9 protein-coding genes are annotated in these 9,469 nt (G+C 69.1%); 5 read left to right on the forward strand and 4 right to left on the reverse strand.

What is annotated here, in order from left to right; genetic code table 11:
- Positions 1 to 377: 377 nt before the first annotated feature.
- The gene (locus tag ACFV2J_RS16235) at positions 378 to 668 is read right to left on the reverse strand and encodes an Atu4866 domain-containing protein (RefSeq protein ID WP_385083840.1); all 291 of its coding nucleotides are present in this window, start codon (positions 666 to 668) and stop codon (positions 378 to 380) included.
- A gap of 270 nt (positions 669 to 938) precedes the next feature.
- Here ACFV2J_RS16235 and ACFV2J_RS16240 point away from each other — a divergent pair, with 270 nt between their 5' ends.
- The 5 genes from ACFV2J_RS16240 to ACFV2J_RS16260 all read left to right on the forward strand — a co-directional run bounded on the left by ACFV2J_RS16240 (position 939) and on the right by ACFV2J_RS16260 (position 6,015).
- Entirely contained in the window at positions 939 to 1,694 is a 756-nt protein-coding gene (locus ACFV2J_RS16240; RefSeq protein WP_385439208.1) for an Atu4866 domain-containing protein, read from the forward strand.
- A gap of 42 nt (positions 1,695 to 1,736) precedes the next feature.
- Positions 1,737 to 3,494, forward strand: a complete 1,758-nt coding sequence (locus tag ACFV2J_RS16245; RefSeq protein ID WP_385439211.1) for a Na+/H+ antiporter — start codon at positions 1,737 to 1,739, stop codon at positions 3,492 to 3,494.
- A 277-nt stretch (positions 3,495 to 3,771) separates the two neighbouring features.
- A complete protein-coding gene (locus ACFV2J_RS16250) occupies positions 3,772 to 4,359 on the forward strand; it encodes an FG-GAP repeat domain-containing protein (protein ID WP_385083836.1) in 588 nt (195 codons plus the stop codon).
- Between the two features lie 355 nt (positions 4,360 to 4,714).
- Entirely contained in the window at positions 4,715 to 5,122 is a 408-nt protein-coding gene (locus ACFV2J_RS16255) for an FKBP-type peptidyl-prolyl cis-trans isomerase (protein WP_385083835.1), read from the forward strand.
- Between the two features lie 218 nt (positions 5,123 to 5,340).
- The gene (locus tag ACFV2J_RS16260; RefSeq protein ID WP_385083834.1) at positions 5,341 to 6,015 is read left to right on the forward strand and encodes an alpha/beta fold hydrolase; all 675 of its coding nucleotides are present in this window, start codon (positions 5,341 to 5,343) and stop codon (positions 6,013 to 6,015) included.
- A gap of 358 nt (positions 6,016 to 6,373) precedes the next feature.
- Here the strand turns inward: ACFV2J_RS16260 and ACFV2J_RS16265 are convergent, their stop codons facing one another.
- The 3 genes from ACFV2J_RS16265 to ACFV2J_RS16275 all read right to left on the reverse strand — a co-directional run.
- Positions 6,374 to 7,375 carry a GNAT family N-acetyltransferase gene (locus tag ACFV2J_RS16265; protein WP_385083833.1) on the reverse strand — a complete coding sequence of 334 codons (1,002 nt, stop codon included), beginning with the start codon at positions 7,373 to 7,375 and terminating at the stop codon, positions 6,374 to 6,376.
- A gap of 891 nt (positions 7,376 to 8,266) precedes the next feature.
- The gene (locus ACFV2J_RS16270) at positions 8,267 to 8,587 is read right to left on the reverse strand and encodes a hypothetical protein (protein ID WP_385098503.1); all 321 of its coding nucleotides are present in this window, start codon (positions 8,585 to 8,587) and stop codon (positions 8,267 to 8,269) included.
- A gap of 510 nt (positions 8,588 to 9,097) precedes the next feature.
- On the reverse strand, positions 9,098 to 9,469 hold a 372-nt coding region (locus ACFV2J_RS16275; protein WP_385439216.1), incomplete at its 5' end, for a hypothetical protein.

The raw sequence follows: 9,469 nt of genomic DNA on the forward strand, positions 1-9,469 counted from the left end.
TTCGATGCCATGAAGCTTCCCACTCTTCCTTGGGCAAGAACGAATTGAATCGTTTCAATCCTTAGTTGCGAGGCGACGATATCTCGCTCACGGAGCGCCCGTACAGCGTCGGGACAGAAGCAGTTTCAGGACGGAGGGCGACGATCCCACCGTCGCGCATAAGGCATACCCGGAGTCGGTCGGTGGCCGGCCGGGTGTCATCGACGCTGGGGAATTCCCGCCGTCCATCGTCGGGACCGGTCGGAGGCCCTACTATCGGCGTGAATGGGGACTCCGCTCACGACTCCGAACGATGTGGCCCAAGCAGCCATTGAGGCGGCGGCATCCAATCGCATGAAGCGTCAGCCCTGCCGAACCCACCCGTCAGGAAGCTTTGGCTAGGTTCGGCTTTCCCGTCCGGCGCGCTCGTCGCCCTCGCGGTACAGCACCAGATGCTCGTGGTAGAGAACGTCGTCGCGGATGTCGCCAGTGGCCGTGAAGCCGGTGTCGTCGACGTAGTCGAGATGGCTGCCGGTGACGGTGTAGCTGCCGGTGTAGGCGCTCGGGCGGTTGCCGCGGGCTTCGTCGTAGCGGCCGTTCGGCAGCAGTTCCTGGCGGATGAACCCGTCGGCTGTCACCCACATCCCGAGGTACGGATGCGGATCGCCGGGCGTGTCGTTGCTGGTCATGCTTCCACGATCGGCCCGGCGGCCGGAGGGAACCAGGCCGCCGTCTCCCCAGGTGAGCGCTTCCTGGGTGCCGGGCACCCAGTATCGCGGTCCGGCCGGAGCGTGGGTGCCCGGCACCTAGGGACAAGGCGGCCTGGTTCCGGTTCCCCGGCGCGGCGAGCCTGATGGTCAGGCGGCTGCCGTAGCCGCCGGACACTCGCCTCGCACCCGCGTCGACGCTCACTCCCGCAGCGGACACATCGACGAGGCGACTCCACCGAGGAGTACGCGATGACCATCACCACCACCGGCACCGTGAGTTGGAACGCCGAGGCGCTGGACGAGATCGTGTCGAACGACGAGGGGCGTCCGGTCCTCTTCACGAATGCCCGGATCCTGACGATGGACCCGTTGATCGGGGCCATGGTCGGCGCCGACATCCTGTTCGCCGGCCCGTTGATCGTGGGGGTCGGCCCCGGCATCGTCACCGCGGCCGGGGACGACGACGCCATCGTCGTCGACGCCACCGGCACGACCGTCGTCCCCGCCGTCATGGACGCCATCGCGCTGGCAGGCGGCCGCGGCCACCGTTCGGAGTACGTCGCGACACTGGCACCGGGCAACACCACCGACTTCCTGGTGGTGCCCGACGAACTGGCCGACGACGTACCGAGCGCGGTGGCCACCCTCCTGTCCCACCCGCAGCAGATCCGCGCACTCGTGGCGGCAGGCCGGCCGGTGCTGTGGGCCGGCACCGACGTCCCCGGCCGGACCACCGCACCTGAGACGGGCATCCCGGCCGCCGCGGACCTGACCGACAGCCCGCGTGTCGGTGTCTGGATCGACCGGAACGACTTCCTGCACCAGGAACTCACGGCCGACGGCCGCTACGACGAGACCCGGGGCGGCCGTCCGCATGCCTACCAGGGCCGGTACTGGATCGACGGCGACCGCATCGATTACCTCGACGACCTCGGCTTCTGGGCCTACGGCGAGTTCCGGGATGACGAGCTCCACCACGCGGGCTACGTCATGAAACTCGGCTGAACGCATCCAGGCGGCGCGGCCGTCGTCCTCTACGGACGCGGCATGGTCAGCGACGCGAGCCTCGGCCCTCAGCTCAGCGGCGCGTCGAGCGGCCTGGACTTCGATGACATTCTCCGGATCGTTGCCGCCGCGCTCACCCAGGGCGTCCTGCTCGCCCTGTCCGTGCCGCGGCACGGAGTCACCCCCGCCCACACACCATCCCCAGTCACGGCAAAGGAGTCCGTCATGGCAGGCCTGGAACTGATCGCCGTCGTCGCCGTCGTGGTCCTCCTGATGGGCTGGCTGTCGCGTCGTACGGGCCTGAGTGAACCACTTCTGCTGCTTGGCGCGGGCTGCCTCGTCGGACTGACACCGCCCCTGGCGTCGTTCACGCTGTCCCCCGAGGTCGTTCTGTTCCTCTTCCTGCCGGCCCTGTTGTACTGGGAGGCGCTCACCTCCTCGGTCCGCGAGATCCGAGACAACTTCCGCAGCATCGCCCTCCAGTCCACCGGGCTGGTCCTGGCGACGGCCGGCGCCGTCGCGGCCGTCGCCCATGTGCTGGGCTACGGATGGCCCGTCGCCTTCGTCCTCGGCGCCGTACTGGCCCCGACCGACGCTGCGGCAGTCGCCGCCGTCGCAAGGGCCATGCCGCGCCGCATCCTGACCGTGCTGCGCACCGAGAGCCTGCTCAACGACGGCACCGCGCTGGTCCTGCTGGCCGTGGCCGTCGATGTCGTCACCGACGAACGGCCCTTCTCCTGGACCGGCACGGCGCTCGCCTTCGCCGAGTCCTACGCAGGCGGAATCCTGGTCGGCGGCGCGGTCGCCCTGCTCCTGATCCCGGTCCGACGCCGACTGCCCGATCCGCTGCTGCACAGCGTGCTGAGCGTCGCCACACCGTTCCTGTCCTACCTGCCCGCTGAGCGCCTGCACGTGTCCGGCGTCCTCGCCGTCGTCACCTGCGGTCTGATGACCACCCGGTTCGGCCCACGGGTCATCGGTCCCGACGCCCGTATCCAGGCGGTCGCCTTCTGGGAAGTGGCCAGCTACCTGCTCAACAGCGCACTGTTCGTCCTCGTAGGAATTCAACTGCCTTCAGCTGTCGAGGCGTTGACATCCGTTTCTCTGGTCCGGGCACTGTTCGCCGCCCTGGCGGTGAGCGTCGCCGTGATCGGGACCCGGATCGCGTGGTTCTACTCGGTCCCCTATCTCGTCAGGCTCCTGGACCGCCGTCCCCGGCAGCGTGAGCGCCGTATCACCGGACGCCAGCGCCTGCCGCTGGCGTGGGCGGGGATGCGTGGCGCCATCTCACTGGCCGCGGCGTTGACCGTGCCCGCCACGACCGCTGGGGGACATGTCGTCGGACAGCGTGACGCCGTCGTGTTCCTCACGGCCGTCGTCATCGTCGTCACACTCACCGCCCTCGGGCCCACGCTGCCGGCCGTGGTCCGTCGGGCCCACTTTCCCGAGGACGTCGGCAAGAGCACCGAACTCACCCTGGTCCGGCGTCAGATGAGCGGCGCCGCACTGCACGCCCTGCCCGAACTGGCCGAGCGGTTCGGGGTCGCCGAGCAGGACACCCGGCGCATGGTCCAGGACATCGAGGACCGCACGACCCCCGCTCCGGCCACCGCACGCCGGCAGGAGAGCGTACGGAGACTCGAACTCGCCCTGCTCCAGGTCAAGCGGGACACACTCGCGGACCTGCGCGACGCCGGCCGTATCGACGACATCGTCCTGCGGACCGTGCAGCGCATGCTCGACGTCGAGGCGGTCCGGCTGAAGGGTAAGGTGCTTCGCCCAGCCACCCCGTCTTCATGAGATGGCTCTCCGCATTCTCGGCGATTGAGCCCATGTCGCAAGGGCCCGCTCCACTGGTCCTCCGTCCCGCCCATGTCCCGCTGCGCGAAAGGCCCTTGTCGCCGTCATGCGAACAACGATCCGACCCGAACGACATCCACGGCTGTTCGTCCACGCGGTCATCTGGGCGACCGTCACGACCCTCCTCACCGCGTGCGGTGAGTCTGCCGCGAAAAGGCCGCCGCATCCCACGGGCAGGCCCACGGTCACATCATGCCTGACGCCGTCCGGGGATCTCATGGCCGACGTGGACGGCGACGGCCGTATCGACCGCGTCTCCGACCCCTCTCACACTGGTGCTCGACTTGGCATCGCCTTCGGCAGGAAGACGGGCTACGGCACTCCGGTCGGCGTGCGAAAGCTGGTCAGCGGCTCCGGCTCGGGCTCGGGCGAGAAAGACGTGGTCGGAGCGGTGGCTGACTTCGACGGCGACGGATGGAGCGACCTGGTCGTGGTGGCCACCGGACAGAATCAAGGGGACGACGCGATCGAGCCGACTGTGGCGCAGCTGGTGTCAGGGCCCTTCTCGGCGTCCGGCCGCGGGCAGCACTCCCGGCACCTCGACCTCGTCGAGACACGCGGCGTCGCCGTGGCCGACTACGACCACAACTCACGCCCGGACCTTGCCGTGTTCTCCTACTCGGGCGACGGCGTCTACCAGACGGAGGCGCGCCTCGGCAGCGCGGACACGGGCCTCGCCGACGCCACCGCGGCCACCACCACGAAGTACACCGTCGATGTGTACCAGCGAAACCCCGTCGAACTGCCGCGCTCGGGCCTGAAGGCGTTCTACCCGCAGTGCGCGGAGACCGGCGACCAGCACTGAGTCATGTCCGATCCTCTCGGCCTCTCCCGAACGGATGGAGGCATGGCGGAGGTATGCCGGCGGCCATCAAGGCGATGCGCTCGACGATGTCCGTCAGGTCGGCCGCGAGGATGAGGGCCGATGGAACGCTCCAGCCCTTCACGAAGCCCTTCTGTGCACCGTTGGCCCAGTGACAGGTCGCCCACGGCGGCAGAAGGTCACTGTCGTAGCGGACGACACGCACCCCGTTCCGCACCGGACCGTCGAACGACTCCAGGAACCGGCATTCTCGGTAGCGTGACCATCTGCTGCATGGAGTGTCCATGTGTCCGGCCGGTCCCTGCGACGGCTTCCGACGGAGAGTAGCGAGACCGCAATGAGTGAACTGACGAAGCCCGAGGTCGACGTTCCAGAGGGTGACGCGCCTACCGAGCTGACCGTCCGGGACCTGGTCGTCGGGGACGGGGCGGAGGTGAAGCCGGGCATGGTGGTCAAGGTCCACTATGTCGGGGTGACCTTCGAGTCCGGGAAGGAGTTCGATGCCTCCTGGGACCGGGGGCAGCCGTACAAGTTCGCCCTGGGTAGCGGCAAGGTCATCAAGGGCTGGGACCGGGGGGTGAGGGGCATGAAGGTCGGGGGTCGGCGCGAGATCATCGTTCCCCCGCGTCTCGGCTACGGCAAGCAGTCGCCCTCGCCGTTGATCCCGAGCGGCTCGACCCTGGTCTTCGTGGTGGACCTACTGGACTCGTATTCCAGCACGACTGGGTGGAGCAACACCTCGTGACCCTGGCCGCTCCTCCCCTACGACGTGCCGCTGAGCACGTCCGGTCCTTCTCCGCCTCCCGGGAGGCGATCGCCATGCATCGATGCTTGATCTTCAACACACCGTCCGCCACCGTACGAATGCGGCAGTAGGGACAGAACGTCGTCTCCACCGATGACTTTCGGCGTTCGCGACGATCCATGCTCATGGCACGAAGCGAGGAGCGAGGAGTACGGAAGATGACCAAGTTCGTCTTGATTCCGGGGGCCGGCGGCGCGGCCTGGTACTGGCATCGCGTGGTCCCCGAGCTGCGGGCCGCCGGACACGACGCAGTCGCCGTCGATCTGCCCGGCGCGGACGGGTGCGTCGGGCTGCCTGAGTACGCGGACGCTGTGGTCGCCTCGATCGGCAACGATGATGACGTCGTGCTGGTGGCCCAGTCGATGGGCGGCTTCACTGCCCCGATGGTCTGCGATCGTGTGCGGGTGGATCTGCTGGTACTGGTCAACGCGATGATCCCTTTGCCGGGCGAGACGCCCGGACAGTGGTGGGACAACACCGGATCGGCAGAGGCCCGCGTCACCGCAGCCGAAACAGGCGGGTACACCCCCGAGTTCGACCTGGCCACCTACTTCCTTCACGACGTGCCGGACGAGATCGTTGCCGCCGGTGCGGCGCACGAGCGGCCTGAGGCCGACATCGCGTTCAGCCAGCCCTGTGACATCGAGCGGTGGCCTGACGTGGCAACACGCGTACTTGTCGCCGCTGGAGACCGGTTCTTCCCCCTGGAGTTCCAGCGCCGAGTGGCCCGCGACCGCCTCGGGATCGACATCGACCAGATCCCCGGCGGTCACCTGGTGGCGCTGTCCCGCCCGGCCGAGCTGGTGGACCGGCTGATCGAGTACTTGCCCTGAACTGAACGGCTGTCACGATCGCCACGTTGCCGGCCCAATTGGCCGCGGTGGCCGTCGAGTCGCCCAGCACCCTGTCCGGGTCGAGAGGGTCACGCCAGGCACAGGTCGCGAACCGGGCCTCGAGACTCTCCACGGCGATCCGGTACTCGGCGCTGTCCGGTTCCGGTGCGGTACGGGGGAAGCCGCCGGACTCCAGGAAGATCCGCGCTTTGTCCGCGCCCGTTCTCCCCGGGAGCCCCGTGCAGCCACCTGAACGCGTCCCGACCGACGGGCGCGCGGCCACCTGACGACGACCATCAATAGACGACCGACGAAACGGCCGGAGACGAGCACCATGACCATCGGTGTTTCGGCGGCTTCACAGGGTCCATTCCCAAAGTGCTCCGCTCTGGTCGGCGCGGAACCCGAACGACTCGTTGACGTGAAGCATTGCGGCGTTCCCGACCGCGTTCCAGGTCGCCACGGTCGCCAGTTCGGGCTCGTGTTCAGCGGTCCACGACAGGTTCGCACGCTTGAGGACCGCTCCCAGGCCGTGACCTCGGTGACCCGGAAGCACGATGGTGTCCCACTGGCTCGCATGCCGTTGGTGCGAGTCGGCCATGCCGAGCGCCGAGTATCCGACCAGCAGGCCCGTGCGCCGGTGCCGTACGGCGGTCAGATAGGTGCGGTAACCCCACGCGTGAAGCACGGAGTACAGCTCTTGGACCTTGTCTTCGTCGAAGTTTTCAGGCACCTGGTCGCCGCCGGAACGCGCGGCTTCTTCGGCTGCGAGACGGGACGACATCTCGGCGAACGCCTCCCGGTGCCCGGTGGGGACGCCGCCCCGCCAATGCAGCAGCTCATATCCCGCACCGCTATCGCTGTAGGCGATCGGCTCGGTCGAGGCCATGCGCAGCGACATCCGCTGATAGCGCAGGCTGCATGCCGCCCCGGTGGCCTCGGCGAACGCCTCACCCGGGCCCGCGCCGTGCATGGGGCCGGACGTGAAAACGCTGATCTTCTGGACACCGAGTCCTGCCAGGTGGCGGGTGGCGGTGGCCAGGAGGCGGCTTCCGATGCCCACGCGGCGGGCATGGGGATGAACCGCGAAGTGCACGACGTCGGCGGTCCGTCGTCGGCCGGCCTCGGGCACGCCGATCGCGCACAATCCCACCGGCAGACCCTCCGCCCAAGCGCCCCAGGCCGACACGGAGGTCCCGGGCCGCGGATGAATCATCTGCCCGAGGAAGGCCTTCCGGCAGGACGAAGGGCCATCCGGGAGGTCCACGGCCTGCGCTTCTCGCTGCACCCGATGGAACTCCCCCAAGGTGTGCTCTTCACCGAGGCCCAACGGCTCGATCGAGACGGAATCCTTTGTCATGGACGATGGTCTCCTGCCGTGCTGGGCGTGCGTTCCCACACCGTAGCGCCGACAAATCGCGGACGGGCGGGCACGTGGTACTCACCAGAAGGCGAGTGAAGTGCAAGGTCCGCGAGACCACCGGAGCGGTCTTCGTCGCGGTCGCCGGTTCACCGGCCTGTCCCCCGTACGTGTGCCAGGCCGCCACGACGGTCACGGGCAGCTGCGGTGCATCGGCCGCAACGCCGTCCTCCCCCGGGGCCCATGCGCTGCGGTTGTCAGACTCCTCGCGGTGGCACAGGGCGGGCATCCGTCGACGGAGTGACCGTTGTCCACCGGATGGGCATCCGGGAAACCCTGGACGTCAGGCCGACACAGCCCGAACCGATGGTGGAAGGTGGAAGTCGGAGCGGACGTCGCCCGCGACACATCCGGCCGGTGGCCGCATCCCGCGCGCCGACATCGTGCCCCGCATAGCCCTCACCCCCGCCTCCGTTCTCCACGCCGCGGCGCCCGTGTGATCGATACGCAATCAGCCCCGGCCGGTGTCGGTCCCGGCCGGGGCTGATGTTGACGTACGTGGTCGTGAAGGGCGGTCGCCTACGCGGCGAAAGGCTCCATGAGGCTTCAGCCGAACGATCGTCCTCATGGGCTATGGGTGAGGCCCGGGGACACTGTCCCCTTCACCACCACGGCTTGTCCAACCACGGCAGCGGTACGGATGTTCCCGGCCCAGCAGTCGGGTCCGCCCCGGTAGGCCCATCACGGACCCGACCGGCTCTGGGCGAGTCGACCACACCGTCGCATGACCAGCCCCTCGGCCGGCCGCACATGCCGTGCCGGCCGTCGGCGACGGAGGTCAGGCGTTCGGCCCCGGCAGGGCGTGGCGAAGGCCAAGGAAGGCGGTCGCGGTCACAGTCCGGCGATGTCCCCGGCTCTCTTCGCGACGGAGTCGAGTGCGTCGACGACGGCGTTGTGCCGCCTCGCGCGCGCTGCCCGGTCCGCGGGCACCAGGCGCGTGGCGGTCTGCACGGCGTAGGCGTCCGGGTCACCGAAGGCAGACCGTGGGTGTTCTCCCGTCTCCGCACAGTGCGCCGTGACGTCCTTGACCGCCTGAAGCACGACCGCCCGGTCCACGCCCGGCTGCATGGCCAGCCGTACCTGGAAACGCGCCATCCACTTCTCGCGGTCCTTCTCCCTCGCCGCCTCCGTCGTCATGTCCTTCTTCGCCACGTACTCTCCCCGGTGATCAGCGGCCGTCCGTCGTGGAGTGGGACGCGAGGGCGTCGAAGTGGGTTGCGTGAGCGGGGTCCGGTGGGTTCCGGGTGAATGCCGGGACAGTCGGGCGGGACCGGGCGGGGCGTGGTTTGCGGTTTGCGCTTCGCGGGGGACCGGCCCGGCGTGGGGGGGGGACCTGCTCGGTCCGGCGGGATGTCACGTCGTACGGGCAAGCGGTCGGCCCGGCATGCGGCCGGCGAAGTTCATGTGCGGGTGCGGGTGCGGGCCTGGCCGTAATCGGCCTTGGCGGGCGCTGGCGCTGGGGGCCGGAGTGCCTTCGTCCTGCGTGCGGTGGTCGTCCGTCTCGATGCGGGTGCGGGTGCGGGGCGCTGGGTGCGGGTGCGGGTGCGGGGCGCTGTGGGGGGCGTGGTCCGGGATGGCGGTCGGCCGGGGGTGCGGCCGTGCTGTTGTCCGGGCAGGTGCCGCCGTTGCGGAGTGGGGCGGCTCGGCTCGGCTCGGCTCGTGTCAGCTGTGGTTCTGGGACCAGACGACCTGGTCCGCGTACCAACGCGCGGGAGTGACAACGTGCACGGACGCCGCAGCCTCGACCTGGTCCGCGTACCAACGGGCGGGAGTGACAACGTGCACGGACGCCGCAGCCTCGACCTGGTCCGCGTACCAACGCGCGGGAGTAACGGCGTGCACGGACGCCGCGGCCTCGACCTGGTCCGCGTACCAACGCGCGGGAGTAACGGCGTGCACGGACGCCACATCCTCGACCTGGCCCTCGTACCAACGCACGGCGCTCACACCCTGCGACGGCGCGGCTTCGGCCTGGTCCGCGTAGCGGGCGGCCTGCTCACTGCCGGTCACGGAGGTGACAGTCACGTACTGCGT

The sequence above is a fragment of the Streptomyces sp. NPDC059668 genome (assembly GCF_042734135.1).
GTDB lineage: Bacteria > Actinomycetota > Actinomycetes > Streptomycetales > Streptomycetaceae > Streptomyces.

Bases quoted from the DNA above. Each gene is read 5' to 3' on its own strand.
- ACFV2J_RS16235 (WP_385083840.1), bottom strand. From the start codon at position 668: ATGACCAGCAACGACACGCCCGGCGATCCGCATCCGTACCTCGGGATG.
- ACFV2J_RS16240 (WP_385439208.1), top strand. From the start codon at position 939: ATGACCATCACCACCACCGGCACCGTGAGTTGGAACGCCGAGGCGCTG.
- ACFV2J_RS16245 (WP_385439211.1), top strand. From the start codon at position 1,737: ATGGTCAGCGACGCGAGCCTCGGCCCTCAGCTCAGCGGCGCGTCGAGC.
- ACFV2J_RS16250 (WP_385083836.1), top strand. From the start codon at position 3,772: ATGGCCGACGTGGACGGCGACGGCCGTATCGACCGCGTCTCCGACCCC.
- ACFV2J_RS16255 (WP_385083835.1), top strand. From the start codon at position 4,715: ATGAGTGAACTGACGAAGCCCGAGGTCGACGTTCCAGAGGGTGACGCG.
- ACFV2J_RS16260 (WP_385083834.1), top strand. From the start codon at position 5,341: ATGACCAAGTTCGTCTTGATTCCGGGGGCCGGCGGCGCGGCCTGGTAC.
- ACFV2J_RS16265 (WP_385083833.1), bottom strand. From the start codon at position 7,375: ATGACAAAGGATTCCGTCTCGATCGAGCCGTTGGGCCTCGGTGAAGAG.